A 26,068-nucleotide genomic window follows, 5' to 3' on the forward strand; every position below is an offset into this window, starting at 1 on the left:
GGCGGCTGAGCCCTCGCCGGACGAGGACTCGGTGCACGGTGGCCGGTGCCACGGTGATGCCGTGCAGCTTCTGCAGTTCGGCGTCGCGCCCGGCGGGCCCGCCCACGGCCGCCTCCGAGGCCGCGGCCGAGACCACCGCGCCGGCCATACCGCCGGTGGCGTCCGCCGACCTCGCGGCGACCTCTGTGGACACCGGGGCCGACGCGACAGAAGAGGCCGACGAGGTCGACGAGGCTGCCGGGGCCGCTGAGGTCACCGGTGCGGAACAGGCCACTGAGCCCGAAGAGACCGAGGACGCCGGCCCGCGCCGTACGCGTCGTCGTGCCACGCGTCGCGTCTCCGCTCCCGCCGGTGCGCCCGCGCCGACCGAGGCCGCGGAGACCGTGGTGACCGCGGCCGAGACCGAAGCAGCGGCCGACACTGTCGCCGCGTCCGCCGAGGCCACCGCCGCGCCCACCGAAGCTTCCCCCGCCGAGGAGCAGGCCCCCGCCGGTCGTACGCGCCGTCGCGCCACCCGGCGTGTCTCGGCGCCCACCGGCGCGCCCGAGGCCGTGGAGGCCGCCGAGGAGCCGGTGACGGTCTCCGCCGCCGTTGAGACGGAGGCGCCCGCCGCCGAGGCCGAGGACGCCGCTCCCCGCCGTACGACGCGTCGTCGCGCCACCCGGCGTGTCTCGGCGCCCACCGGCGCGCCCGAGGCCGTGGAGGCCGCCGAGGAGCCGGTGACGGTCCCCGCCGCCGCTGAGACGGAGGCGCCCGCCGCGGAGGCCGAGGACGCCGCTCCCCGCCGTACCAGCCGTCGTCGCGCCACCCGGCGCGTCTCCGCGCCCGCCGGCGCGCCCGAGGGCGACGCCGCCGACGAGCGTGTGGAGGCGCCCGTGACCAGCAGCGAGACCACGCCCGCCGCGAGCGGTGAGGCCGCGCAGGACGCCGAGCAGGCCGAGGACGGCGCCCCGCGTCGTACGCGCCGCCGTGCCACCCGCAAGGCCGCGGGCGGTTTCTCCGCGCCCGCGCCGAAGGAAGCCGACGAGTCGGCGCGGCGCCCCGGGCGCCCGGCGGTCGCCGTGTTCCAGCCGCCGGTGTTCACCGAGCCGATGTTCCAGACGCCCGAGCGGGCCGCCGCCGCTGCCGCGGCCCAGGCCGCGGAGGTTCCCGAGGCTTCTGAGGTCGTCGAGGTCCCGCAGGCCGTTGAGGCCCCCGAGGCCCCCGAGGAGGGGACGGGCGGACGCAGGCGCCGTCGTCGCCGGGGCGTCGAGGACGAGCCCGTGGCGGTGACTGCGGAAGCTCCCGAGGTTTCCGAGGCCGACGAGGCGGAGGAGGCCGACGAGTCGGCTGAGGACGTCATCGGGGGTGACGAGGGAGAGGAGGAGTCCGCGGGCTCCCGTCGCCGTCGCCGCCGCGGTGGCCGTCGTCGCCGCCGTGGCGAGTCCGCCGAGTCGGACGGCGAGATCGGCGAGGACGAGTTCGCCGCCGAGCAGGCCGCGCAGGACGCCGAGGACACCGCCGAGCAGTCCGCTGAGGACGCCGAAGACGCCGAGGAGGCGGACGAGCGCGAGGAGTCGAGCGGTTCCAGCAGCAGCCGTCGCCGCCGTCGCCGTCGCCGTCGCGCCGGTGACTCCGGCACGGACGTCGAGCCGGGCGACAACGACCCCGAGCGCACCGTCGTGAAGGTCCGCGAGCCGCGCGGCAAGAAGGACGAGCACCCGTCCGACGAGGTGCAGTCCATCAAGGGCTCGACCCGTCTGGAGGCGAAGAAGCAGCGCCGCCGTGAAGGGCGCGAGCAGGGCCGCCGGCGTGTCCCGATCATCACCGAGGCCGAGTTCCTGGCCCGCCGCGAGGCCGTCGAGCGAGTGATGGTCGTCCGCCAGAGCGGCGAGCGCACCCAGATCGGCGTCCTCGAGGACAACGTGCTCGTGGAGCACTACGTCAACAAGGAGCAGTCGACCTCGTACGTGGGCAACGTCTATCTGGGAAAGGTCCAGAACGTGCTGCCGTCGATGGAGGCCGCCTTCATCGACATCGGCAAGGGCCGCAACGCGGTGCTCTACGCCGGTGAGGTCAACTTCGAGGCGCTGGGCATGGCCAACGGGCCGCGCCGCATCGAGTCCGCCCTGAAGTCCGGTCAGTCGGTCCTCGTCCAGGTGACGAAGGACCCGATCGGTCACAAGGGCGCACGTCTCACCAGTCAGGTCTCCCTCCCCGGCCGTTACCTGGTCTACGTGCCCGAGGGCTCGATGACCGGCATCAGCCGCAAGCTCCCCGACACCGAGCGGGCGCGTCTGAAGACCATCCTCAAGAAGATCGTCCCCGAGGACGCGGGCGTCATCGTGCGCACCGCCGCCGAGGGCGCGAGCGAGGACGAGCTGCGCCGTGACGTCGAGCGGCTGCAGGGGCAGTGGGAGGACATCCAGAAGAAGGCGAAGAGCGGCGGCAGCTCGAACGCGCCGACGCTGCTCTACGGCGAGCCGGACATGACCGTCCGTGTCGTCCGCGACATCTTCAACGAGGACTTCTCCAAGGTCATCGTCAGCGGCGACGAGGCGTGGGAGACCATCCACGGGTACGTCTCCCACGTGGCGCCCGATCTGGCGGACCGGCTGTCGAAGTGGACCTCCGAGGTCGACGTCTTCGCGACGTACCGGATCGACGAGCAGCTGATGAAGGCGCTGGACCGCAAGGTCTGGCTGCCCAGCGGCGGTTCGCTGGTGATCGACAAGACCGAGGCGATGGTCGTGGTCGACGTCAACACCGGCAAGTTCACCGGTCAGGGCGGCAACCTCGAAGAGACCGTGACCAGGAACAACCTGGAGGCGGCCGAGGAGATCGTGCGCCAGCTGCGGCTGCGCGACCTGGGCGGCATCGTCGTCATCGACTTCATCGACATGGTCCTGGAGTCCAACCGCGACCTGGTGCTGCGTCGCCTCCTCGAGTGCCTGGGCCGTGACCGTACGAAGCACCAGGTGGCGGAGGTGACGTCGCTGGGTCTGGTGCAGATGACGCGCAAGCGTGTCGGCCAGGGCCTGCTGGAGTCCTTCTCCGAGACCTGCGTCCACTGCAACGGCCGCGGTGTCATCGTGCACATGGAGCAGCCGACCTCCGCCGGTGGCGGCGGCAAGCGCAAGAAGCGCGGCCGTGGTGCCGAGCAGCCGCACGAGCACGAGCACGAGGCCGTGGCCACAGAGACCGCCGAGGTCGATGAGGTCGACGAGATCGAGGTGGAGAGCGAGGCCGAGGTGGCCGCCGAGGCCGCCGCGCCCGCCGCGCTGCCCACGCCCGAGTTCTTCCCGGACGAGGAGCTGTACAGCAGCGCCGCCGAGGCGGAGGCCGCGGCGACCCGTGGCCGTTCGCGGCGCCGGGCCACCCGGCGTGCGTCGGCCCCGGCGGGTGCGCCGAAGGCCGAGGGGCGTCCTACGCGGCGGGAGGAGCGCGCCGAGCGGGCTCCCAAGTCGCGGGAGACCGCCGAGGCCGAGCCCGTCGCGGTCGAGGACCCGGTCGTCGAGGCGCCCGAGGCGCCCGCGCCCGAGCCCGTTCAGGAAGAGGCCGCTCCCAAGGGGCGTACGCGCCGTCGTGCGACCCGCAAGGTATCCGCCCCGGCCGGTTCGCCGAAGGCGGCGGAGGAGGCCGCGGTGACGGTCACGGAGCCGGTCTCCGCGCCCGTCGAGGAGCCTGAAGCCGCACCGGAGGCCGCCGAGCCCGTGGCCGAGCAGGTCGCCGAGGCGCCCGCCGAGAGCGCCGCCCCGGCCCGTCCGCGCCGCCGTGCCGTCCGCAAGGCCACCGCGCCGACCGCGTCCGAGGAGGCGGCCGTCGTGGTCGTCCCGTCGGCCTCGGCTCCTGCCGAGGAGCAGGCGGAGGCCGCCGACTCCGAGGCTCCGGCCGCCAAGAAGACGGCCGCCCGCAAGACGGCCAAGAAGGCGACGGCGAAGAAGGCCGCCACCAAGAAGACCGCTGCCAAGAAGACAGCCGCCAAGAAGGCCACGGCCAAGAAGGCGACCGCGAAGAAGGCGGCGAGCAAGACCGCGTCGAAGAAGACCGCGGCGGCGGAGCAGACGGTGTCCTCCGTCACGGCCTCCACCGACGAGGGCTGAGAAGTCATCGGGGCCGACGCCCCCGGCCCGGCGAATCCGCCGGGCCGGGGGCGTCGGCGTGACCGGTGGCACACCCGCGGGACCCGGGCTGGTTTGACCCTTTCGGCCGGGGACCCGTAACCTTGACCGTCGGCGTGTCCCCTGACGCGCCGCATCCCCGTAAACCTCTTCCTCCCGGGATCAGCGCGTTCGACGCCCTGTGCTTCGGGAGAGGCCGCTCGCGCGAGCCGGTGGCTGGACTGCGGGGTTTCGTTCCGAGCGAGAGAGAGATCCGCGTGTACGCCATCGTGCGCAGCGGTGGTCGCCAGCACAAGGTTGCTGTCGGCGACATCGTTGAGGTTGACAAGATTTCCACTGCCAAGGTTGGCGACACGGTCGAGCTCTCGACCCTGCTCGTTGTCGACGGCGAAGCCGTGACGAGCGACCCGTGGGTCCTTGCCGGCATCAAGGTCCAGGCCGAGGTCGTGGACCACCACAAGGGCGCGAAGATCGACATCCTTCGCTACAAGAACAAGACCGGCTACCGCCGTCGTCAGGGCCACCGCCAGCAGTACACGGCGATCAAGGTCACTGAGATCCCCGCGGCTGCGAAGTAAGGGACTGAGGAGAGATGGCACACAAGAAGGGCGCATCGTCCACTCGGAACGGTCGCGACTCCAATGCTCAGCGGCTCGGCGTGAAGCGCTTCGGCGGTCAGGTCGTCAACGCCGGTGAGATCCTGGTCCGCCAGCGTGGCACCCACTTCCACCCCGGCACCGGTGTCGGCCGTGGCAAGGACGACACGCTGTTCGCGCTGGACGCGGGTGCGGTCGAGTTCGGCACGCACCGTGGCCGCAAGGTCGTGAACATCGTTCCGGTCGCCTGATCCAGTCCCTTTAGGGCTCAGGCTTCGTAGAACAGTTCTTCGCGAGGCGGACCTCACTTCCCCTACGGGAAGTGGGTCCGCCTTTCGCGTGTTTCACCTGAGTAGAGATTTTCCGTACGTAACTGGAGGCACATCCCATGACCACCTTCGTGGACCGCGTCGAGCTGCACGTCGCCGCGGGTAGCGGAGGTCACGGCTGTGCCTCCGTACACCGGGAGAAGTTCAAGCCGCTCGGCGGCCCGGATGGCGGCAACGGCGGCCGTGGCGGTGACGTGATGCTGGTCGTGGACCAGTCCGTCACCACGCTGCTCGACTATCACCACTCCCCGCACCGCAAGGCGACAGGCGGCAAGCCCGGCGAGGGCGGCAACCGCTCCGGCAAGGACGGCCAGGACCTGATCCTGCCGGTCCCGGACGGCACGGTCGTGCTCGACAGGGCGGGCAACGTGCTCGCGGACCTCGTCGGCCACGGCACCTCCTACGTCGCCGCGCAGGGCGGTCGCGGCGGCCTCGGCAACGCGGCGCTGGCGTCGGCCCGCCGCAAGGCGCCCGGCTTCGCGCTGCTCGGTGTGCCGGGGGACACGCAGGACATCGTCCTGGAGCTGAAGACCGTCGCCGATGTGGCCCTGGTGGGTTACCCGAGCGCCGGCAAGTCGTCGCTCATCTCCGTCCTGTCGGCCGCCAAGCCGAAGATCGCGGACTACCCCTTCACGACCCTCGTCCCCAACCTCGGTGTGGTGACGGCCGGTGAGACCGTCTACACGATCGCGGACGTGCCCGGCCTCATCCCCGGCGCCAGCCAGGGCAAGGGCCTGGGCCTGGAGTTCCTGCGCCATGTGGAGCGGTGCAGCGTGCTCGTCCACGTGCTGGACACGGCGACGCTGGAGTCCGAGCGTGACCCCGTCTCCGACCTCGACATCATCGAGGAGGAGCTCAAGCAGTACGGCGGCCTCGACAACCGGCCGCGCCTGGTCGTCCTCAACAAGATCGACGTACCGGACGGCAAGGACCTGGCCGAGATGGTGAGCCCCGACCTGGAGGCGCGCGGCTACCGCGTCTTCGCGGTGTCCGCGGTCGCGCACATGGGTCTGAAGGAGCTGTCCTTCGCGCTCGCCGAACTGGTCGGACAGGCGCGGGCCGCGCGGCCCAAGGAGGAGGCGACCCGGATCGTCATCCGCCCGAAGGCGGTCGACGACGCCGGCTTCACCGTGGTCCAGGAGGAGGACGGCCTCTTCCGCGTGCGCGGCGAGAAGCCCGAACGCTGGGTGCGCCAGACGGACTTCAGCAACGACGAGGCCGTCGGCTACCTCGCCGACCGCCTCAACCGCCTCGGTGTCGAGGAGTCGCTGATGAAGGCGGGCGCCCGCTCGGGTGACGGTGTGGCCATCGGGCCCGAGGAGAACGCGGTCGTCTTCGACTGGGAGCCGACGGTGATGGCCGGGGCGGAGATGCTCGGCCGGCGTGGCGAGGACCACCGGTTCGAGGCTCCTCGTCCCGCTGCTCAGCGTCGCCGTGACCGGCAGGCCGAGCGGGACGATTCGGAGAAGGAGTACGACGACTTCGAGCCGTTCTAGGGGTTTCGCCCGGCCCCGCCGCTCTTCCCTTCGCGTCCTTGGGGGCTCCGCCCCCAAGCCCCCGCTCCTCGAACGCCGGAGAGGCTGATTCTCAGCCTCTCCGGCGTTCGGCATGTCTAGATCGCGGTGAGTCGTTCGTTGCTCGTGCATTTGTCATGCCTATGATGCACTCTGTTCAACGAGCGGGCTGCTGCGCCGTGTGGGCTTCCCGGTGTACAAGGGGCCACCGACGCAAGGGAGTTCGCCGATGACCGGAGCAGTCTCACGCGATCGACGCCGCTTTCTCACCGCCTCGGCCGCCGTGCTCGGCGCCGTCGCCTCCGCCCAGCTGTGGCTGCCCAGCTCCGCCCGGGCTGCCGAAACCCCCCTGCCTGACGGCGTGTTCACGCTCGGCGTCGCCTCCGGTGATCCGCTGCCCGACGCCGTCGTGTTATGGACCAGACTTGCCCCCGACCCGCTGAACGGTGGCGGCATGCCCGACCGCACGGTCTCGGTGGACTGGGAGATCGCCGAGGACAGCGGCTTCAGGAAGCCGGTGCGGCGCGGCACCGCCCAGGCACGGCCCGAGTACGGCCACAGCGTCCACGTAGACGTCCGCGGACTGCGCCCCGACCGGGCGTACTGGTACCGCTTCCGTGCGGACGGACAGCTCTCGCCGACCGGCCGCACCCGTACCGCCCCGCACCCGTACAGCTCGGGCGGCTCGCTGCGCGTCGCGCTCGCCTCCTGCCAGAACTGGCAGAACGGCTACTTCACGCCGTACGCCGACATGCTCGACCAGGACCCGGACGTCGTCCTCTTCGTCGGCGACTACATCTACGAGTCCAAGCCCTCGGCCGCGGCCGTGCGCAGGCACGAGGGCAGCGACGAGCCGTACACCCTCGTGCAGTACCGCAACCGGTACGCGCAGTACCACACCGATCCGCACCTCGCGGCGATGCACGCCAACGCGCCCTGGGTGGTCACCTTCGACGACCACGAGGTCGACAACGACTTCGCCGGTGAGATCCCGCAGGACCCCGACAAGCAGTCGCACGACGCCTTCGTGGCCCGGCTGACCGCCGCCTACCAGGCGTACTACGAGCACATGCCGGTCCGCGCCACCGCGATCCCGAGCGGGCCGCACATCCAGATGTACCGGCGGCTCGACTTCGGACGCCTCGCCCGCCTCAACGTCCTGGACACCCGGCAGTTCCGCAGCGACCAGGCGACCAGCCGGCAGGGCGCCGAGGATCCCTCGCTCACCATGCTCGGCGCCGAGCAGAAGGAGTGGCTGCTGAACGGTCTGCACCACTCGCCGACGCGCTGGAATCTCGTCGCCTCGCAGATCATGATGGCCGAGACCGACCTCCAGGTCGGCGAGGGCAAGCTCTGGTACTACGACGCCTGGGACGGCTACCAGGCCGAACGCAACGCGCTGATGGGGGAGTTCGCGAGCGTCCGCAACCCGGTCGTGCTCACCGGCGACCGCCACCTCACGATGATCAGCGACCTCAAGGAGGACTTCGCCGACCCGGACTCCGACGTCGTGGGCGCCGAGTTCGTCGGCACCTCCATCTCCAGCGGCGGCGACCAGGACCAGGCGGCCTTCCACGCGGAGTGGGACCCGCGGATGGCGGACAACCCGCACTGGAAGTTCATCGACGCCCACCGCGGCTACCACCTCTTCGACATCCGCCGCGACGGCATCGACGCCCAGGTGCGCGTCCCGGAGACGGTGCTCCGGCCGGAGGCCGCCTCCAGCACGCTGGCACGGCTGAGGGTGGAGGCCGGGGAGCCCGGAGTGCAGTTCGCGTGACGCATGTGCCCTGGGACTCACAAGAGTCCCAGGGCATTCTCAGCCTGCCCTCAGGGAGGCTCCTTAACGTCCTCTTACCATGGAGACCCACTGTTCGACCGCTCACACGACGGCCGCTGAGACGGCCGCACCCGCGACGCTGCCCGCCGGGACCCGGCTGCTGCACATAGGCCCGCACAAGACCGGGACCACATCGATCCAGGGCGCGCTGTTCGCCGCGAAGGACGCGATGGCCGGGCACGGCGTCGCCTTCCCGGCGCACAGCAGGCACCCCATGGAGGCCGCCCTCGCGGTCTGCGCCCGGCCCGGCATGATGGGCGACATCCGGCCCACCGAAGGTCACTGGCAGCGGCTCGTGGACGCCGTGCACGCCACCAGGAAGAACACCTCGGTGATCAGCAGCGAGTTCTTCGCCGACGCCCCCGACGACGAGACCATCGCGCGGATCGTCGACGACCTGGGCCAGGAGCGCGCGCACGTACTGATCACGCTGCGCCCGCTGGCGAAGATCATGCCCTCGCAGTGGCAGCAGTACGTGCAGAACGGTCTGCGCATGGGCTACGAGGACTGGCTCGAGCACATGCTGCGCAAGGCCCCCTACGAGAAGCCCAACCCGAGTTTCTGGCGCCGCCACCGCCACGACCGGCTCGTCGAGCGCTGGGCACGGGTCGCGGGCGCCGAGCACGTCACCGTCGTGGTGGTCGACGACCAGGACCGCGGCGGCCTGCTGAGCACCTTCGAATCCCTCCTCGGTCTGCCCGCCGGTCTCCTGACGGAGATGCCGGACACGGCCAACCGCTCCCTGACTCTCGCCGAGACCGAAATGCTGCGAAAACTCAACATGGAATTTCGCGGCAATGGACTGCCGGATGAGATTTATTCGAAGCTCGTGCGTAACGGCGCGGTCATGCATATGAAGAACAGCTGCCTCCCGGCGCCGGACGACGCCCGCATCACGACCCCGGCATGGGCCTTGGAGGCGGCCGGCGGAATCGGCTCGGAGATGGCCGGGCGGATCACCGCCATGGGCGTACGGATCATCGGCGAGCCGGCGCTGCTGTCCGTCGTACCCCCGTCGGAGGGCGCGAAGGGGGAGCCCGCGCGGATCGATCCGGAGGTGGCGGCGCACGCGCTGTACGGGGCGCTCGCCGTGGCGGCCGAAGCTCCCGCGCGCCCGGCCGCTGTCCGTACGGTTCAGCAGACGCCGTCCAGCGAACTCGTCCGCGTCCTCGGGCGCCGGGCGCTCAGGCGCCTCAGGCGCACGTGACGCGTGCCTCACGCGCGGGTGCGGGGGACTTCACGCGCACCTGAGGAGAGCACGTACGAAAAACGTGTGCAGTTACTCACAGCAAATACGGACAATCCGGTCCCAGTTCTCGGAAGTCACCAGCATGCAAGGTGAATAAACGGTTGCGCGCACATATGCAGCAGTGGTCGCTCACCTTGCACCGCAGTAACCGTAAGTGGGAACATTCCCTGGTTCCCTGTCGCCCCAAGGTAGGTCACCTGTGTCTGAGCACTTTGCCAAGCCCCGTACCACCGCAGTGATCCTGGCCGGCGGCACCGGTCAGCGGGTGGGTCTGTCGATTCCGAAGCAGCTGCTGAAGATCGCCGGCAAGGCGGTCATCGAGCACACGCTGACCACCTTCGAACAGGCCGACTCGATCGACGACATCATCGTGCTGATGGCTCCGGGCTATGTGCCGGACGTCGAGAAGATCGTCGCGAAGGCCGGGCTGAAGAAGGTCACCAGGGTGATCGAGGGCGGCTCGACGCGGAACGAGACCACCGAGCGCGCCATCGCGGCGCTCGGCGAGGGGCTGGCCGAGGGCGAGGACGCGAACGTCCTGTTCCACGACGCCGTACGCCCGCTGCTGTCCGAGCGCGTCATAGATGACTGCGTGACCGCGCTCGAGCGCTACCAGGCCGTCGACGTCGCCATCCCGTCCGCGGACACGATCATCGTGACCCGCACGCACGGCGAGGACGGCGAGTTCATCACCGAGATCCCGGACCGCTCCCGGCTGCGCCGCGGCCAGACGCCCCAGGCCTTCAAGCTGTCCACCATCCGCCGGGCCTACCAGGTCGCCGCGAACGACCCCAACTTCCAGGCCACCGACGACTGCTCGGTCGTGCTCAAGTACCTGCCGGACGTGCCGATCCACGTCGTCGCGGGCGACGAGTACAACATGAAGGTCACCCAGCCCGTCGACGTCTTCATCGCCGACAAGCTCTTCCAGCTCGCCTCCACCGCCGCGCCCGAGCAGGCCGACGAGGCCGCCTACCGCGAGCTGCTCACCGGCAAGACCGTGGTGGTCTTCGGCGGTTCGTACGGCATCGGCAAGGACATCGCCGAACTCGCCGAGGGCTACGGCGCGAAGACCTACGCGCTGGGCCGCTCCACCACCGGCACGCACGTCGAGAACCCCGAGGAGGTCGACGACGCGCTGTCCACGGCGTACGCGGAGACCGGGCGCATCGACTACGTCATCAACACCGCCGGTGTGCTGCGCATCGGCAAGCTCGCCGAGACGGACAACGCGACCATCGAGGAAGCGCTGAAGGTCAACTACCTGGCCCCGGTGCAGATCGCCCGCTCCTCCTACAAGTACCTGGCCGAGACCAAGGGCCAGCTGCTCCTTTACACCTCCAGCAGCTACACCCGCGGCCGCGCCGAGTACAGCCTCTACTCCTCCACCAAGGCCGCCATGGTGAACCTCACCCAGGCGCTGTCCGACGAGTGGGCAGGCGACGGCATCCGCGTCAACTGCATCAACCCGGAGCGCACCGCGACGCCGATGCGGACCAAGGCCTTCGGCCAGGAGCCCCAGGGGTCGCTGCTCTCCTCCGAGGCCGTGGCGCGCACCTCGCTCGACGTCCTCGTCTCCGAACTGACCGGTCACGTCATCGACGTCCGTCAGCAGGACCCGACCGCCGGGGCCGGCCAGGCCTCCGGTTTCGAGGCGGCCCTGGCCAGCGTCCTGGACCGCCAGGACGGCGTGGCATAATCAAAATCGAATAGTCTTCTTACGGAATTCAGGCCTCTGTGTGTGTGCATTTACCGCGCATTCACAGAGGCCTGAATCTGTAAATTTCTCTTTTAGTACCAAAAAGCTCACTTTCGGTACCAAACCGGCACTCACCCCTCAAGAGCAGGTTTCTTCGTGATTTCCACCGCTATTCGCGTTGCCCGGGTGGGCAGCGCGGCCGAGCTGGCCGCGGCGGCCCTCATGATGCTGGGCTTCCCGTGCCTGATGCTCGCCGCGCTCCTGCCGAGCGTCGCCGCCTTCGCGGCCGCGGCCGCCGTGACGTATCTGGCGGACCACTATCTGCACCGGCGCGGCAGCTATCTGATCAACCGCCTCGGCAAGGTGCGGGCCGGTCTGTCCATAAGATTCCTGATCCGGCAGCTGCTCCTCGTGCTGCTGCTGGCACGGCTGGACCTCTCCGACAGCCTGGTCTTCTACGCGGCCATCGCGTGCTTCCTGGCGTTCTACGGCTTCCAGGCCCCGCACGGCGCGCTGATCACGCTGATCCGGCTGCGCCGCAAGATGCCGGTCGCCACCCGCAATGTGGACCTCGCCTCGCGCCTGCGCATCCCCGACGCGCCCCCGCGCCGGCTGCTGTCCCGGTCGGCCGAGAAGATGCTCCACCTCGACCTGGGTGCCGTCGTCGGTGTCCTCGTCTGCGGGGCGACCGACAACAACGTCTACGGGTTCGCGGGCATAGCGCTCACACTGGCCCTGGGCTTCGGTTATGTCGCGGTGCTCGTCCCGTTCGTCCGCGGCCGGAAGGTCCCGCCGAACGCGGAGAAGGTGCTGGGCGCGGTCGACGACTGGCTGCGCGCCTACCGCCCGGAGACGGTGCTCTACTTCTCGGGCTCCAGGGACTCGGCGTACCAGGTCAACATGTGGCTGGAGACGATGGAGCAGCTGGACACCCGGCCGCTGATCATCCTGCGCGAGCGCGCCATCCTGGAGCGCATGGCGCCCACCACCGTGCCGGTCATCTGCGTGCCCGGAGGGGTGCACCTGATGAACATGGACCTGTCCACCGTGCGGGTCGCGCTGTACGCGGCGAACGTCGGCAAGAACATCCACATGCTGCGGGTGCCGACCATCAAGCACGTCTTCATCGGCCACGGCGACAGCGACAAGCTCGCCAGCGTCAACCCGTTCAGCAAGGTGTACGACGAGGTGTGGACCGCGGGCCGCGCGGGCCGCGACCGCTACGCCATCGCCGACGTCGGCGTCCGCGACGACGACATCGTGGAGGTCGGCCGCCCGCAGCTGGCGCCGATCCAGCCGTGGGGCGGGGTGCCCGAGGGACGTATCCCGACCGTGCTGTACGCCCCCACGTGGGAGGGCTGGGACGACAACCCCGGCAACACCTCCATCCTGCTCGCGGGCGAGAACATCGTGAAGCGGCTGCTCGCCGCCGACCGGCCGGTCCGTGTGCTTTACAAGCCGCACCCCTTCACCGGCACCCGCAGCGCGCAGGCCAAGGCCGCGCACGAGCGGATCACCGCGCTGGTCCAGAAGGCCGCCGCCGAGCGCGCCGCCGATCCGCGCTTCGCCGCCGACAGCGCGGCGCAGGGCGCGGCGAAGGCCGAGCTGGCCCGTATCGAGGCCCGGATCGCCGAGCTGACCGGCGCCGCCGAGAAGGGCGACGAGGCCGAGGCCACCCGTGACGGCATGGTCGACACGGCCAAGCACGCCGAGGTCGCCCGGCTGCGCGCCGAGTGGGACGACGCGTACTGGCGCTCCTTCGGCACCGCCGAGCACCGCGTCATCACGGGCGCCGAGCCGCGCCTGTACGACTGCTTCAACGTCTCCGACGCGATGGTCTCGGACATCTCCAGCGTGGTCTCCGACTTCATCGCGAGCGGCAAGCCGTACGCCGTCACGGACTCCGCGGAACTGGGCGTCGAGGAGTTCAAGCGGCAGAACACCGCGGTGCGTGCCGCCGTGATCCTGTCCAACTCGGCCGCCGAGCTGGGCGAGTTGCTCGCAGCGGTGGCCGACCCGGCCGCCGACGGGCAGGCCGCCGCCCGCCTGGAGCTGAAGCGGTATCTGCTCGGCCCCGACGAGCCGGCGTCGATCGACCAGTTCAACTCCGCTGTGCGGGAGCTGGCGCGGAAGGCCGAGCGGCGCAACATCGGCCAGGAGACCGGGACTTCGGCCGCCGCCGTGGACCTGGCCGGCGCGGTACCCAGGCAGCGCGTGACCGGCGAGACGGACGGTGCGGCGGTCACCGGCTGACCCGACCGACCTGGGCGAGGGGCCCGGCTCCGAGGAACCTTCCTCGGAGCCGGGCCCCTTTCTTACGCGGGCTCTTACGTTCTTCTGTGAGCCTTGGCTGTGAGGACACCGCCGGTTTCCTGTGAGCTGGCTCACGAAATGAGTGCCTCTGGGCAACCCGTCCGTACATCCAACCGTCTTCTAGGTAGCGATTGCGGTGATTAAAGGGAAATGTTCCAGTGACACTTCCCGTAACGAGGGGGAAACGTGACGCAGCCTGATGTGACCGTCATCATCGGGGCGTACGAGGCGATGCCGTACCTGGTCAAGTGCCTGGAGTCGGTGGAGGACCAGACGCTCGACCCGGCCCGCATCGAGGTGATCGCCGTCGACGACGGGTCGACGGACGGCACGGGGGAGTACCTGGAGACGTTCGCCGAGCGTGCGGCCATGCCCGTCACCGTGATCCGGCAGCCCAACTCGGGCGGCCCCAGCGGCCCCCGCAACACGGGCCTCGACAAGGCCCGCGGACGCTATGTCTTCTTCCTCGACGCCGACGACTACTTCGGCCCCGAGGCCCTTGAGCGCATGGTCGCCATGGCCGACGAGCAGGGCACGGACGTGGTGCTCGGCAAGGTCGTCGGGGTCAACCGCACCGCCCCGAAGTCGATGTGGGGCAAGAACCAGCCCCGTACCGACGTCTTCTCCTCGAACATCAAGTTCACCCTGAGCGCGCAGAAGCTCTTCCGCCGCGAGCTGCTCACCCGGCACGGCATGCACTTCGACGAGTCGCTGAAGACCGGCGAGGACGCCCTGTTCACCATGGAGGCCTACCTCCGCGCGAACGGCGTCTCCGTGATCGCCGACCACGAGTGCTACTACCTGGTCGGCCGCGACGACGGCAAGCACCTGACCAAGAGCGGCAGCTACACCCTCCGCTTCGACTCCGCCCGCGCCCTGATGGGCCTGATCGCCGAGCACGTCCCCGCCGGACCGCGCCGCGACGCCCTGATGATCCGCCCCTTACTGATCACGCTGCTCCCGCAGTTCGGCCCGGGCTACCTCAAGCAGAGCGAGAAGGTGCAGCGCCACAAACTCGAGCTGGCCAAGCCCCTGTTGGACGCCTACTGGCACGAGGGTGTCGCCGCGCGCCTCAAGGTCCACGAGCGGCTGCGCCTTCAGCTGGTGGCCCAGGGCAGGGGCGATCTCCTGGTCGACGTCCTGGAGTTCATCAGGGCGAAGAAGGCCCCCGAGGTCCTGCTGGAGTCCCGCGGCCGCAAGGCCTATCTCACCTACCCGCACTTCCGTGACCCGGCCGCGGGCATCCCGGACAGCTGCTTCGTGCCGACCACCCGCGAGACGGTCACGATCGAGGGCTTCAAGCCGCGCACCGCCCACTTCCCGCGACTGCGGCGGGTGGCCCGGCGGGTGCTGGGAGCGCGGCGCGCGGCGGCATAGGGCTCCGGTGCCGCGCCGTCACCCCGTCCGAGGCGCGTCCGCGTCCTGGACCGGCGGGCGGCGCTCGGTCAACTTCGCGTAGATTGCCGGGTGGGGCACCCGGACCGACGCGAGGGGACACACAGCAGGTGGCAGGCGCAAGGCAGACCGCGACGGACGCCCACGGCGACACGGTGGCGCAGGCCCACAGGGAAGCCGTGGCGCAGGCCCACCGGATCGTCGTCAAGGTGGGTTCCTCGTCGCTGACCACCGCCTCCGGCGGCCTTGACGCGGACCGGGTGGACGCCCTCGTGGACGTTCTCGCCAAGGCCCGCAGCGGCGGCGAGAAGGAAGTCGTCCTCGTCTCCTCCGGAGCCATCGCCGCCGGCCTCGCGCCGCTGGGGCTGCGCCGCCGCCCCAAGGACCTCGCCCGGCAGCAGGCCGCCGCCAGCGTCGGCCAGGGCCTCCTCATGGCCCGCTACACCGCCTCCTGCGCCCGCCACGGCGTCCGCGTCGGACAGGTGCTGCTGACCTCCGACGACACCAGCCGCCGTGCCCACCACCGCAACGCCTCCCGCACCCTCGACAAGCTCCTCGCGATGGGCGCCCTGCCGGTCGTCAACGAGAACGACACCGTCGCCACCGACGAGATCCGCTTCGGCGACAACGACCGCCTCGCCGCCCTCGTCGCCCATCTCGTACGGGCCGATCTGCTCGTCCTGCTCTCCGACGTGGACGGCGTCTACAACGGTGATCCCAGCAAGCCCGGTACCTCGCGGATAGCGGAAGTACGCGCCCCCGAGGACCTCGCGCACGTCGACATCGGCAGCGCGGGCAAGGCCGGCGTGGGCACCGGCGGCATGGTCACCAAGGTCGAGGCGGCCCGGATCGCCGCCGCGGCCGGTATCCCGGTGGTGCTGACCAGCGCCGTCCACGCCGCCGACGCCCTCGCGGGCCGGGACACCGGCACCTACTTCCACGCCACCGGCAAGCGGTCCGCCGACCGGCTGCTGTGGCTCCAGCACGCCTCCGCCCCGCAGGGCGCGCTCACCCTGGACGACGGGGCCGTACGCGCGGTCGTCGAGCGGCGAAAGTCGCTGCTGCCGGCCGGTATCGCGGCCGTCGAGGGCGAGTTCACCGCGGGCGACCCGGTGGAGCTGCGCGACAGCACGGGCCGGGCGGTGGCGCGAGGGCTGGTGAACTTCGACGCCAAGGAGATCCCCCAGCTCATCGGCCGTTCGACCAGGGAACTGGCGCGCGAGCTGGGCCCCGCGTACGAGCGTGAGGTCGTACACAGGGACGACCTCGTGCTCCTGCATCCGTAAGACAGACGTTCTGCGCCACCCCCGCGACCGCTGCCCACCGCACCCGTAAACGGCCGATTCCGCCGCCCCCGGCGGGGGACGTTCCGTAAAACCGCCACACGAACGCGCCCCACCTGCTCAACTTTGAGGCAGGGAGAGTCCGGGATTCGGTACGACCACTGCGTAAAGGAGGCCGTCGTGAGACGAGTGCGCCCTGGGGCGGCGGCGTCCCGCGGTGGCCCCGCCTCCCGTGCGGGTGGAGCCTCGTCCCGTGCGGGTGGTGCCGCATCCCGTGCGGGTGGCGAGGAGCGGGCCCTGACGAGCGTCGCGGCCGGAGACACGTACGAGGGCGAGAGGCCGGCGGAGCAGCCGCGGCTGTGGCACGTCACGCTGAGCGTCTCGGGCGGTGAGGCCCCGCTGCACGAGGTCAGGCGCGGTCTCGAACAGCTCGCCCACGACCACCCCTTTTTGCTGACCAGCCGGTACGCGGGCGACCACGCGGAGATCCGCTACTGGGAGGAGGCCCGCGATCTGCACGACGCGGCGGCGGTCGCGCTGCGCCTGTGGGGCGAGCACCGCCAGACCGCCAAGCTGCCGCCCTGGGAGATCGTCGGCCTGGAGGTCATCGACCGCGAGACCTACCACCAGCGGATCGCGGAGGGGTACGGACCGCTGCCGGCGACGCCTGTCGGAGTTCACCCCTTTTGAGGCTGTCTCGCGCTTTGGGATAGCCGGTGAACGGGCCCGCCCGGCGCACTACCCTTCCCTCATGACCACGCTCTCGCCGTACGACTCGATGTCCCCGGTCACCCAGGCCGCCTATCGCGCGAAGGCCGCCGCCGCCGACCTGGCCCCGCTGCCGCGGGCCGAGAAGGACGACGCGCTGCTCGCCATCGCGGACGCCCTGGAAGTCCGTACGAGCGAGATCGTCGCGGCCAACGCCAAGGACATCGAACGCGCCCGCGAGGCCGGCACCAGCGAGACCGTCATCGACCGGCTCACCCTGACGCCCGAGCGGGTGCGCGCGATCGCCTCCGACGTCCGCGACGTCGTGGCGCTGCCCGACCCGGTCGGCGAGGTCGTCCGCGGCTCGACCCTCCCGAACGGCATCGACCTGCGCCAGGTCCGCGTCCCGCTCGGTGTCGTCGGCATCATCTACGAGGCCCGCCCGAACGTGACGGTCGACGCCGCCGCGCTGTGCCTGAAGTCCGGCAACGCGGTCCTGCTGCGTGGCTCGTCGTCCGCGTACGAGTCGAACACGGCCCTCGTACGGGTGCTGCGGGACGCCGTGGGCGGAGCCGGGCTGCCCGCCGACGCCGTACAGCTCGTGCCCGGAGAGAGCCGCGAGTCCGTGCGCGAGCTGATGCGCTCACGCGGCCTGGTCGACGTCCTCATCCCGCGCGGCGGCGCCTCGCTGATCCGCACGGTCGTCCAGGAGTCCACCGTCCCGGTCATCGAGACCGGCACCGGCAACTGCCATGTGTACGTCGACGCGCACGCCGACCTCGACATGGCGGTCGACATCCTGATCAACTCCAAGGCCTCACGGCCAAGCGTCTGCAACTCCGCCGAGACGCTCCTCGTCCACCAGGACATCGCCGCCGCGTTCCTGCCGCGCGCCCTGGACGCCCTCGCGGACGCCGGAGTCACCGTGCACGCCGACGAGCGTGTCCTCGCCTACGCCAAGGACACCAAGGCCACCCTCGTCGAGGCCACCCCCGAGGACTGGGAGGCCGAGTACCTCTCGTACGACATCGCGGCCGCAGTCGTCGACTCGCTCGACCGGGCCGTGGAGCACATCCGGCTGTGGACCTCGGGCCACACCGAGGCCATCGTCACCACCTCGCAGCAGGCCGCCCGGCGCTTCACCCAACTGGTCGACTCCACGACGGTCGCCGTCAACGCCTCGACCCGCTTCACCGACGGTGGCCAGTTCGGCTTCGGCGCCGAGATCGGCATCTCCACCCAGAAGCTGCACGCGCGCGGGCCGATGGGGCTGCCGGAGCTGACGAGCACCAAGTACATCGTGACGGGCGACGGACACATCAGGCCCTGAGCCCCGCCCCGGCCAAATCGTCTCGTCAGGTGGATGAATTTCCATACCGTCTGCCCAAATTGACCCCCCAGGTCTACTCTGGATCCGTGCCGGAGGACGTGGGGGGTACGCCGTTTCCTGACGGCTGGGAGCCCGACGACGACCGCGACCGCGGGGGTGCGGACGAAGAGTTCGCCTCCGTGGTCTTCGACGAGGACTTCGTACGGGCGGCGGTGATCCACGAGCCGACCGCCGTGGAAAGACTCCTGGCCGCCGCCCAGGCCCGCGCGGAGGCATCCGAGGCCGAGGCCCGCCGGGCGCGCACCCGCCGCACCCGCGGCGACGACGAGCGCTACGAGGACGGCTTCGGCCCCGACGACCGTGGCGATTTCGGCCATGATCCCGACCTGGACGACACAGACACACTCGAAGGCCGCTACGGCGCCGCAGGGACGTACGGCAGGCCCTATGGGAAACAGACCCGCTGGCACCGCCCCGTCGCCTGGATCCTCGCCCTGGTAATGGGCATCGGCATGGTCGCCCTCGCCTTCACGGCGGTCTACCGAGGGGCGTCTTCCGGACACCAGGACCAGCCGCCCCTGCCCGCCTCGACGGGCCTGGAGCAAGGCCAGGACAAGGTCACCGGCACCGGTCCCTCCGCTTCGGCCGACTCCGCCCAGCCGGCGCTCTCGGCGGTCCCTCGAACACCGTGACGACGATCCCTCGAACGGCGGCACGCTTCTGGTGAGAACCTGTCAGAACTTGTCGTGTACCAGGGCGTTTACGTGAGCTCCGGGAGACCTACTCTGAAGGTATGGGCGGGCCTGGAGACCCACCTGAGGGGACACCCGAGGGTGTCCCCACTGGTGGAGAGGACGAGTACCGATCCGTCGTCTTCGACGAGTCGTTCGTCCGTGCTGCCCGCCTCCAGGAGTTCTCCGCCCGCGAGCGCATGGCCGACCACGCCCCGGCGGTACGCCGCCGCCCGGCCCTGCAGCGCGGACTGTCCCGGCAGGCGCTGATCCTCGTCCTGCTGATCGCCCTCGCCTTCGGTACCGCGATCTACATGGGCGTACGCCACCCCTACCAGACCCCCGTCGCCCAGCCGCCCGAGCCGCTGCGGATGACGGTCATACCGCTCGCCCCGCAGACCGCCGTGCCCGGCTCCACGAGCACCGACGGGCTGTACGCGCACAGCCCGGCCGCCCAGTTCCGGGTCGGCGCCGAGGGCATCAACCTGCCCGCCTCCCGGCGCACCACGCATTTCTCCGACAGCCAGGTCGTCACCGCCCTGACCACCGCCAAGGACTACCTGGTCGAGTCCTCCCTCGACCCGGAGGTGCTCACCGGCGGCGCCACCCGGCCCGTACGGATACTGCTCGACCCGCAGCAGCTCGACCAGTTCGACCAGAGCATCGACCGCCCGACCGCCGACGGACGGCACGCGCCCACCGGCTGGCTGGTCCGCTTCGACTCCACCCGCGCCCAGCTCGCCGACAAGAAGATCCGTGTGCAGGGCACCCTCCAGGCCACCGAGTTCGACTCGAACACCCTCGAGGTCACCACCGACCACACCTTCGTGTACGCGCTGAGGCCGACGGGATCGGACGCGAAGGCGCAGGCCTCGCTGTTCACCGTCCGGCGCGAGCTGCAGTTCCGCTTCAACCGCGACGACCTGCGCATGCACCAGGCCGAGCTGGTCGTCTCCTACGTCCAGGCCGGCCCGCTCGCCTGCTCCGAGGACTCGGTGAGCCGGCTGCGTCCGCTGCTCGCGGGACAGACGGCGAAGGCGGGCGGCCCGGCCGGCACGGACCCGTACGCGACCGGGGGCGCCACGGCACTGTGCGGATCGCTCGCGACGAGCGCGCAGCCGAAGCTGTAGGTCTGTGGCAGTGACGGCTACTCGTCGTCCCCAGGGGCTCCAGGCGCTCCAGGGGCCCCGTTCGGGGGCGGCTGGTCCTGAGGTGCGTTCTGGTCCTTCGACGCGCCGCTCGCGAAGCCGCCGAAGCCGCGTCGTACCCGGCCTCCGAGGTCGCCCGCGCCTCCCGCGAGGTCGTTGACCAGCTTCATCAGCGGGTCCTTGGAGCTGCGCACGTCGCTGGCATAGCTGGCCGCCGACTGCCGGAAGGAGTCCGAGACCGAGGTGTCCTTGTCCTCGGTGCGCCGCGGGTAGTGACCGTCCATGATCCGCTGGTAGTCGCGGGACTCGGCCCACTTCTTCAGCTCGCCCGCGCGGACCGTGGTGAACGGGTGGGTGCGGGGCAGCACGTTGAGGATCTTGAGCACGGAGTCGCGCAGGTCGCCCCCGGCCTCGTACTCCTCGGCCTGCGCGAGGAACGCGTCCACGTTCATCTCGTGCAGATGGTTGCCGCCCGCGATCTTCATCAGGCCGCGCATCGAGGCCCGCAGATCCTGGCCGACCAGGAGCCCGGCACGGTCCGCGGACAGCTCCGACTTGCGGAACCACTCGCGCAGCGCGGTCACGATCGCCATGATCGCCAGGTTCCCCAGCGGGATCCAGGCGACCCGGAGCGCGAGGGCGGTCAGGAACAGCAGGATCGTGCGATAGACGGCGTGGCCGGACAGCGCGTGTCCGACCTCGTGCCCGACGACCGCCCGCATCTCCTCCTCGTCAAGCAGCTCGACCAGCCCCGTGGTCACGACGATGATCGGCTCGTCCAGGCCGATGCACATCGCGTTCGGCTGCGGGTCCTGGGTGACGTACATCGGCGGGACCTTCTCCAGGTCCAGGATGTAACAGGCGTCCCGCAGCATGTCGTTGAGGTGCGTGAACTGCGCGTCCGAGACGCGCACCGAGTCGGACAGGAACAGCAGCCGCAGGCTGCGTTCGGGCAGCAGACCGCTGAGCACCTTGAAGACCGTGTCGAAGCCGCTGAGCTTGCGCAGGGCCACCAGGGCTGAGCGGTCCGCCGGGTGTTCGTACGCCCGCGAGGAGATCCCCTCGAAGCGCCTGCGCTGCCTGCTCGGCACGTTCTCGTGCCCGTTCTGCTCGTGATCGGACATGTGTTCCCCCATGTGCGTCTGAGTGCCCTATGCGCCCCCAAGGCAGAGCCCAGCCTAGGCGGATATACCGTGGACGGGCAGTACAGAGAAGGAGTCGTACGCCATGGAGCACATCCCCGCAGCCAGCTGGCTCACCGAGGCCGCGAACGCGGCAGACAGGCAGGGCCCGGGCAATCTGCTCCGCGTCGTGCTGATCGTGATGGTCGTCGGAGTGGTCCTGACCGCCTGGTTCCTGCTGCGCGGGTACAAGCGGGACGACTGAGACCCCGCGTATCCCCAAGGCGCGTGCCCGGCAACCGGTGTCCCCAACGGCGGAGTCGGCGTGATCGCGGCCCAGACCCCCGCATACGATGGGCCGACGTCTTTATCCCGCCCACACCGGATAGGTCCTGCCGAGATGAGCTTTCACAGCACCGCCGCACAGTTGGTCACCGTCGCCGCCGAGGGCGAGAAAGGCGGCAGCCACGAGAGCCTCAGCCCCTTCCTGACCGGCGGCGGCGCCCTCTTCATCCTGCTCCTGCTGCTGTGGATCACCACGCGCTTCAACCGGGACCGCTGAGCCCCGCCGGGCCCGCTCGGGGCCCCCTGTCGACCGGAGCCCGCAGGCCGGGCCGGTAGGGTCTGCACGCATGGGAGAGCAGGACATGCCTACCGGTCCGGCGAGCGACACGGAGAGCGGCGTCGGTGGCACCGCCACGGGTGGCGCGGCCAGGCGTCTGACGACCGGCCCCGGAAACGGCCCCTCTAATCCGGGCAAGCGCCGGCTCGGCGTCATGGGCGGAACGTTCGACCCGATCCACCACGGGCACCTCGTGGCGGCCAGCGAGGTCGCCGCGCAGTTCCACCTCGACGAGGTGGTGTTCGTGCCGACCGGGCAGCCGTGGCAGAAGACCGACCGCAAGGTCACCCCGGCCGAGGACCGTTATCTGATGACGGTCATCGCGACCGCCGAGAACCCGCAGTTCTCGGTGAGCCGCATCGACATCGACCGCGGCGGCCCCACCTACACCACGGACACCCTGCGCGACCTGCGCGCGCTCAACCCCGACACGGACCTCTTCTTCATCACCGGCGCCGACGCCCTCGGCCAGATCCTCACCTGGCGGTACACGGAGGAGCTGTTCTCCCTCGCGCACTTCATCGGGGTCACCCGGCCCGGCCACACGCTGACCGACCCGGGACTCCCGGAGGGCGGTGTCTCGCTGGTCGAGGTTCCCGCGCTCGCCATCTCGTCCACAGACTGCCGTGCGAGGGTCGCCAAGGGCGATCCCGTCTGGTATCTGGTGCCGGACGGTGTGGTGCGCTACATCGACAAGCGCGAGCTGTACCGCGGCGAGTGAGCCGAGAGGGGCACCGGTGAACGACCGATACGACGGATACGTGGGCGGCGACCAGTACGAGCTCGTCGGCTACGACGAGTTCGGGCAGCCTGTGTACCGACAGGTGCCGCAGCAGCCTTCCCAGGGGTACGACTCCTACGCGCAGCAACAGCACTCACAGCAACAGCACTCACAGCAACAGCACCCACAGGGCTACGGCTACGACCCGTACGCGACGGGGCAGCAGCAGCCCGTGCCGTCGTACGACACCGGTCAGCAGCAGCCGTCGTACGACACCGGTCAGCAGCAACCCGTACCGCCGTACGACTCCTACGAGCCGTACGGCACCGCCGCCACGGGGACCGCGTTCGACCCCTTCGGGCAGACCGCGAGTACCGGGCAGCAGCCGCGGGTGGCCGAGCAGACCGCGTACATCCCGCAGCAGGCCGGGCCCGCCGAGGACAGTGAACCCCGGGCCGACCGGGACTACCGCACCGAGCAGTTCGCCTTCGTCGAGGAGCAGGAAGCCGAGTCCGAAGACGTCATCGACTGGCTGAAGTTCACCGAGAACCGCACCGAGCGGCGCGAGGAGGCCAGGCGCCGCGCCCGCGGCCGGATCGTCGCCCTGGTCGTGGTGCTCGCCCTGGTCGCCGTCGGCGGCGTCGGCTACCTCTGGTACGCGGGCAAGCTGCCCGGCACCTCCTCCGACGGCAAGTCCGCCGCCACGACCCCCGTGGGCGCCCAGAACCGCGACGTGCTCGTCGTCCACCTGCACAACACCAAGGGCGGCGGCACCTCCACGGCGCTGCTCGTCGACAACACCACCACCAAGCAGGGCACCACCGTCCTGCTGCCCAACTCCCTTGCCCTGACGGGCGACGACGGCTCGACGACCACACTCGCCAAGTCCGTCGACGACGACGGCTCCTCCGGGACACAGGACGCGATCGACACGGTGCTCGGGACCAACATCCAGGGCACCTGGCGCCTGGACACCCCCTACCTGAACAACCTCGTCGAGCTCGTCGGCAACATCGACGTCACCACCAACGCCGACGTGCCGGACCCCGACTCCAAGAAGAAGGGCGATGCGCCCCTCGTGAAGAAGGGCGCGGACCAGACCCTCAGCGGCAAGATGGCCGTCGCCTACGCCACCTACCGGGCCTCGGGCGAGGCCCAGAACGCGCAGCTGGAGCGGTTCGGACAGGTCATGCAGGGCGTGCTGCGCAAGCTGTCCTCCGACAAGCAGGCCGCGACCACCACCGTGCAGACGCTGGCCCAGATCCTCGACCCGCCGCTGACCGACCAGGACCTCGGCGCCTTCCTCGCCAAGCTCGCCGACCTCGCCAAGGGCGGCGACTACAAGACCGCGCTGCTGCCCGTGCAGCAGGACGGCACCCTCAGCGCGAGCGCCTCCGACAGCGTGATCAAGAACGTGCTCGGCGGTACGGCGAAGAGCCCACAGGCCGGGGACGCCGTCCGGGTCGGCATCAGGAACGCCACCGGCAGCAAGGCCGCCACCGAGCAGGCCCGTGTCGTCCTGGTCAACGGCGGCTACACCTTCCTCGACTCCGGCACGGCGGGCGCCGCCCAGAGTGTGTCCCGGATCACCTACGCCGACGCCGGCAGGAAGGACGACGCCGCCGAGGTCGCCAAGACCCTGGGCCTGCCCGCCGGCGCCGTGAAGAAGGGCACGGTCACCTCCAACGCGGACGTGTCCGTGGTGCTCGGCCAGGATTACAAGACCTCGTCCTAGGCGCGGCCTGGGGCAGGTCCCGGGACTTCCCGGGACTTCCCGGGACTTCCCGGGGCGTCACGGGGCGTGCGCGGGCGTGTCCGTGGTGCTCGGCGAGGACTACGAGACCTCGTGCTAGGCGCGGCCCGGAGCAGGTCCCGGAGCAGGTCCCGGGGCGTCACGGGGCGTCCCGGGGCGTGCGCGGATGTGTCCGTGGTGCTCGGCGAGGACTATGAGACCTCGTGCTAGGCGCGGGCCGGGGCAGGTCCCGGGGCGTCACGGGGCGTGCGCGGATGTGTCCGTGGTGCTCGGCGATGACTACGAGACCTCGTGCTAGGCGCGGCCCGGGGCAGGTCCCGGGCGGTCCCGGGGCGTGCGCGGAGAAACGCGTGGGGTGTCGTCGGCGGTCCGTGAGACCCTTGAGTCATTACTGACCGCCGACCGAAAGCCGCGTAGTGACCGCCACGGACCGCTCCATCGAGCTCATCAAGACCGCCGCGCAGGCGGCCGCCGACAAGCTCGCGCACGACATCATCGCCTACGACGTCAGCGATGTTCTCTCGATCACCGACGCCTTCCTGCTGGCGTCCGCCCCCAACGACCGCCAGGTCAAGTCGATCGTCGACGAGATCGAGGAGCGGCTGAACAAGGAGCTCGGCGCCAAGCCGGTGCGCCGCGAGGGCGACCGCGAGGCCCGCTGGGTGCTGCTCGACTACGTCGACATCGTGGTGCATGTACAGCACAGCGAGGAGCGCGTCTTCTACGCCCTGGAGCGGCTATGGAAGGACTGCCCGGAGCTGGACCTGCCGACCGAAGCCAAGGCGACCCGTGGCAAGGCCGCCGAGCACGCCAAGCTCCAGGCCGAGGAGGACTCCGCCGAACTGGGGGAGCTGCGGTGAGCGCCGGGGCCGACAGGAAGCCGGGCCGGGGCCGCCGCGTCATCCTCTGGCGGCACGGCCAGACGTCCTGGAACGTGGAGCGCCGCTTCCAGGGCACCACGGATGTCGAGCTCACCGAGACCGGCGTCGGGCAGGCCCGCCGCGCCGCCCGGCTGCTCGCCTCCCTCAAGCCGGACGCGATCGTCGCCTCGGACCTGCGGCGCGCCGCGAACACGGCCGCCGAGCTGGCCGTGCTCACCGGCCTCGACGTCACCCACGACGAGGGCCTGCGCGAGACCTACGCGGGCGTCTGGCAGGGCCTGACGCACGAGGAGATCATCGGCCGGCACGGCGACCAGTACGCCGCCTGGAAGCGCGGCGAGTCGGTGCGCCGCGGCGGGGGCGAACTGGAGACCGAGGTCGCCGACCGCGCCGCCCCCGTGGTGCTGCGGCACGCCGACAAGCTCCCCGAGGACGGCACCCTCGTGGTCGTCAGCCACGGCGGCACGATCCGCACCACGATCGGCCGCCTCCTCGGCCTGGACTCCCACCACTGGGAAAGCCTCGGCGGCCTCTCCAACTGCTGCTGGTCCGTCCTCGGCGAGGGCGCCCGCGGCTGGCGGCTGCTTGAGCACAACGCCGGCACCCTGCCGGAGCCGGTGCTCGGCGACGACGACTGAGCGGCACCGAACGGCCCCTGTCCGGTCCCGTGGACCTGGCTGGACCGGATTTCACTTTCCGGCTGGTCGCAGGCTAAAGTTCTTCTTGTTCGGCCCG

21 protein-coding genes are annotated in these 26,068 nt (G+C 70.6%); 20 read left to right on the top strand and 1 reads right to left on the bottom strand.

Going from position 1 to position 26,068, the window contains the following annotated elements:
- Positions 1–56 precede the first annotated feature (56 nt).
- The 14 genes from AB0D27_RS16370 (at position 57) to AB0D27_RS16435 (ending at position 20,217) form a co-directional block, all read left to right on the top strand.
- Positions 57–4,082, top strand: coding sequence for an Rne/Rng family ribonuclease (locus tag AB0D27_RS16370; protein ID WP_362508453.1), 4,026 nt, complete (start codon positions 57–59; stop codon positions 4,080–4,082).
- Positions 4,083–4,357: 275 nt separating this feature from the next.
- Positions 4,358–4,678: a 50S ribosomal protein L21 gene (rplU, locus tag AB0D27_RS16375; protein ID WP_103551359.1), complete on the top strand. Its 321-nt coding sequence runs from the start codon at positions 4,358–4,360 to the stop codon at positions 4,676–4,678.
- 14 nt (positions 4,679–4,692) lie between these two features.
- On the top strand, positions 4,693–4,947 hold the full coding sequence (gene rpmA, locus AB0D27_RS16380) for a 50S ribosomal protein L27 (RefSeq protein WP_362508206.1): 255 nt from the start codon (positions 4,693–4,695) through the stop codon (positions 4,945–4,947).
- A gap of 137 nt (positions 4,948–5,084) precedes the next feature.
- Positions 5,085–6,521, top strand: coding sequence for a GTPase ObgE (gene obgE, locus AB0D27_RS16385; protein WP_362508209.1), 1,437 nt, complete (start codon positions 5,085–5,087; stop codon positions 6,519–6,521).
- Positions 6,522–6,768: 247 nt separating this feature from the next.
- A complete protein-coding gene (locus AB0D27_RS16390) occupies positions 6,769–8,319 on the top strand; it encodes an alkaline phosphatase D family protein (protein ID WP_362508212.1) in 1,551 nt (516 codons plus the stop codon).
- 79 nt (positions 8,320–8,398) lie between these two features.
- Entirely contained in the window at positions 8,399–9,586 is a 1,188-nt protein-coding gene (locus AB0D27_RS16395) for a hypothetical protein (RefSeq protein WP_362508215.1), read from the top strand.
- A gap of 241 nt (positions 9,587–9,827) precedes the next feature.
- The gene (locus AB0D27_RS16400; protein WP_362508218.1) at positions 9,828–11,327 is read left to right on the top strand and encodes a bifunctional cytidylyltransferase/SDR family oxidoreductase; all 1,500 of its coding nucleotides are present in this window, start codon (positions 9,828–9,830) and stop codon (positions 11,325–11,327) included.
- Between the two features lie 156 nt (positions 11,328–11,483).
- A complete protein-coding gene (locus AB0D27_RS16405; RefSeq protein WP_362508221.1) occupies positions 11,484–13,580 on the top strand; it encodes a hypothetical protein in 2,097 nt (698 codons plus the stop codon).
- Between the two features lie 246 nt (positions 13,581–13,826).
- The gene (locus tag AB0D27_RS16410; RefSeq protein WP_362508224.1) at positions 13,827–15,017 is read left to right on the top strand and encodes a glycosyltransferase family 2 protein; all 1,191 of its coding nucleotides are present in this window, start codon (positions 13,827–13,829) and stop codon (positions 15,015–15,017) included.
- A 197-nt stretch (positions 15,018–15,214) separates the two neighbouring features.
- On the top strand, positions 15,215–16,321 hold the full coding sequence (proB, locus tag AB0D27_RS16415) for a glutamate 5-kinase (protein WP_362508456.1): 1,107 nt from the start codon (positions 15,215–15,217) through the stop codon (positions 16,319–16,321).
- Positions 16,322–16,498: 177 nt separating this feature from the next.
- Positions 16,499–17,008 carry a hypothetical protein gene (locus AB0D27_RS16420; protein WP_362508227.1) on the top strand — a complete coding sequence of 170 codons (510 nt, stop codon included), beginning with the start codon at positions 16,499–16,501 and terminating at the stop codon, positions 17,006–17,008.
- A 61-nt stretch (positions 17,009–17,069) separates the two neighbouring features.
- Complete coding sequence (locus AB0D27_RS16425) at positions 17,070–18,356, top strand: glutamate-5-semialdehyde dehydrogenase (RefSeq protein ID WP_362508230.1); 1,287 nt, start codon at positions 17,070–17,072, stop codon at positions 18,354–18,356.
- An 86-nt stretch (positions 18,357–18,442) separates the two neighbouring features.
- A complete protein-coding gene (locus AB0D27_RS16430; RefSeq protein ID WP_362508233.1) occupies positions 18,443–19,048 on the top strand; it encodes a hypothetical protein in 606 nt (201 codons plus the stop codon).
- Positions 19,049–19,149: 101 nt separating this feature from the next.
- Positions 19,150–20,217: a hypothetical protein gene (locus AB0D27_RS16435; RefSeq protein WP_362508236.1), complete on the top strand. Its 1,068-nt coding sequence runs from the start codon at positions 19,150–19,152 to the stop codon at positions 20,215–20,217.
- 17 nt (positions 20,218–20,234) lie between these two features.
- Here the strand turns inward: AB0D27_RS16435 and AB0D27_RS16440 are convergent, their stop codons facing one another.
- A complete protein-coding gene (locus tag AB0D27_RS16440; protein WP_362508239.1) occupies positions 20,235–21,359 on the bottom strand; it encodes a M48 family metallopeptidase in 1,125 nt (374 codons plus the stop codon).
- Positions 21,360–21,462: 103 nt separating this feature from the next.
- Between AB0D27_RS16440 and AB0D27_RS16445 the strand changes: the two genes are divergently transcribed.
- The 6 genes from AB0D27_RS16445 to AB0D27_RS16470 all read left to right on the top strand — a co-directional run bounded on the left by AB0D27_RS16445 (position 21,463) and on the right by AB0D27_RS16470 (position 25,971).
- Positions 21,463–21,621 (top strand): hypothetical protein, encoded by a 159-nt coding sequence (locus AB0D27_RS16445; protein WP_362508242.1) that lies wholly within the window; start codon positions 21,463–21,465, stop codon positions 21,619–21,621.
- Positions 21,622–21,756: 135 nt separating this feature from the next.
- Positions 21,757–21,918: a hypothetical protein gene (locus tag AB0D27_RS16450; RefSeq protein WP_362508245.1), complete on the top strand. Its 162-nt coding sequence runs from the start codon at positions 21,757–21,759 to the stop codon at positions 21,916–21,918.
- Between the two features lie 70 nt (positions 21,919–21,988).
- The gene (gene nadD / locus AB0D27_RS16455) at positions 21,989–22,699 is read left to right on the top strand and encodes a nicotinate-nucleotide adenylyltransferase (protein WP_362508248.1); all 711 of its coding nucleotides are present in this window, start codon (positions 21,989–21,991) and stop codon (positions 22,697–22,699) included.
- A gap of 16 nt (positions 22,700–22,715) precedes the next feature.
- Positions 22,716–24,434 (top strand): LytR C-terminal domain-containing protein, encoded by a 1,719-nt coding sequence (locus AB0D27_RS16460; RefSeq protein ID WP_362508251.1) that lies wholly within the window; start codon positions 22,716–22,718, stop codon positions 24,432–24,434.
- A gap of 434 nt (positions 24,435–24,868) precedes the next feature.
- Positions 24,869–25,312, top strand: a complete 444-nt coding sequence (gene rsfS, locus AB0D27_RS16465) for a ribosome silencing factor (RefSeq protein WP_362508254.1) — start codon at positions 24,869–24,871, stop codon at positions 25,310–25,312.
- A complete protein-coding gene (locus AB0D27_RS16470) occupies positions 25,309–25,971 on the top strand; it encodes a histidine phosphatase family protein (protein WP_362508257.1) in 663 nt (220 codons plus the stop codon). The genes rsfS and AB0D27_RS16470 overlap by 4 nt, the downstream gene beginning before the upstream one ends.
- Positions 25,972–26,068 lie beyond the last annotated feature (97 nt).

Origin of the sequence: Streptomyces sp. NPDC048415 (assembly GCF_040651675.1) — a bacterium.
GTDB lineage: Bacteria > Actinomycetota > Actinomycetes > Streptomycetales > Streptomycetaceae > Streptomyces.

What these genes read in the sequence shown, in the direction of transcription:
- AB0D27_RS16435 (WP_362508236.1), top strand. Translation starts at nt 19,150, where the DNA reads ATGGGCGGGCCTGGAGACCCACCTGAGGGGACACCCGAGGGTGTCCCC.
- nadD (WP_362508248.1), top strand. Translation starts at nt 21,989, where the DNA reads ATGGGAGAGCAGGACATGCCTACCGGTCCGGCGAGCGACACGGAGAGC.
- AB0D27_RS16425 (WP_362508230.1), top strand. Translation starts at nt 17,070, where the DNA reads ATGACCACGCTCTCGCCGTACGACTCGATGTCCCCGGTCACCCAGGCC.
- AB0D27_RS16445 (WP_362508242.1), top strand. Translation starts at nt 21,463, where the DNA reads ATGGAGCACATCCCCGCAGCCAGCTGGCTCACCGAGGCCGCGAACGCG.
- AB0D27_RS16395 (WP_362508215.1), top strand. Translation starts at nt 8,399, where the DNA reads ATGGAGACCCACTGTTCGACCGCTCACACGACGGCCGCTGAGACGGCC.
- AB0D27_RS16390 (WP_362508212.1), top strand. Translation starts at nt 6,769, where the DNA reads ATGACCGGAGCAGTCTCACGCGATCGACGCCGCTTTCTCACCGCCTCG.
- obgE (WP_362508209.1), top strand. Translation starts at nt 5,085, where the DNA reads ATGACCACCTTCGTGGACCGCGTCGAGCTGCACGTCGCCGCGGGTAGC.
- AB0D27_RS16450 (WP_362508245.1), top strand. Translation starts at nt 21,757, where the DNA reads ATGAGCTTTCACAGCACCGCCGCACAGTTGGTCACCGTCGCCGCCGAG.
- AB0D27_RS16440 (WP_362508239.1), bottom strand. Translation starts at nt 21,359, where the DNA reads ATGTCCGATCACGAGCAGAACGGGCACGAGAACGTGCCGAGCAGGCAG.
- AB0D27_RS16370 (WP_362508453.1), top strand. Translation starts at nt 57, where the DNA reads ATGCCGTGCAGCTTCTGCAGTTCGGCGTCGCGCCCGGCGGGCCCGCCC.
- rpmA (WP_362508206.1), top strand. Translation starts at nt 4,693, where the DNA reads ATGGCACACAAGAAGGGCGCATCGTCCACTCGGAACGGTCGCGACTCC.